This window comes from Gluconacetobacter dulcium (genome assembly GCF_014174165.1).
GTDB lineage: Bacteria > Pseudomonadota > Alphaproteobacteria > Acetobacterales > Acetobacteraceae > Gluconacetobacter > Gluconacetobacter dulcium.
Map to the genome: position 1 here is coordinate 1 of NZ_JABEQN010000073.1, position 620 is coordinate 620.

The window sequence follows — 620 nt, forward strand, 5'->3', positions numbered from 1 at the left end:
TGGAATAGATGGCGCAGAACGGGCGCAGCCCCTCGGTGGCCATGCCGGCGGCGAAGGTGACGGCATGCTGCTCGGCGATCCCGACATCGAAGAAGCGGTCGGGATAGGCGCGGGCGAAGGCATCGAGCCCGGTGCCCGACGGCATGGCGGCGGTGATGGCGACGATGCTGTCGTCCTGCTTCGCCCGGTGCGTCAGTTCGCGGCTGAAGACCGAAGTGTAGCTGGGCGGGCCGGGGGGCGCCTTGGTCTGCACGCCGGTGACGACGTTGAACTTGGCCACCGCGTGATATTTGTCGCCCGCCGATTCGGCCGGGCGGTAGCCGCGACCCTTCTCGGTGAGGATGTGCAGCAGGATCGGGCCTTTGTCGTCGGCGTCGCGCAGATTGCGCAGGATCGGCACCAACTGGGTGAGGTCGTGGCCGTCGACCGGGCCGACGTAATAGAAGCCCAGTTCCTCGAACAGCGTGCCGCCGGTGATCATGCCGCGCGCATATTCGTCGGCCTTCTTCGCGGTGCGTTCCAGCCGCTCGGGCAGGCGGCGGGCCACCTTGCCGGCGAGGTCGCGCAGGCCGAGGAACTGGCGCGAGGACATCAGCCGCGACAGGTAGTTGGACATGGCG

General features: G+C 68.2%; 1 protein-coding gene. It reads right to left on the reverse strand.

Features of this window, described 5'->3' with window-relative positions; translation table 11 throughout:
• On the reverse strand, positions 1 to 620 hold a 620-nt coding region (locus tag HLH25_RS19940), incomplete at both ends, for a 1-deoxy-D-xylulose-5-phosphate synthase N-terminal domain-containing protein (protein WP_281376883.1).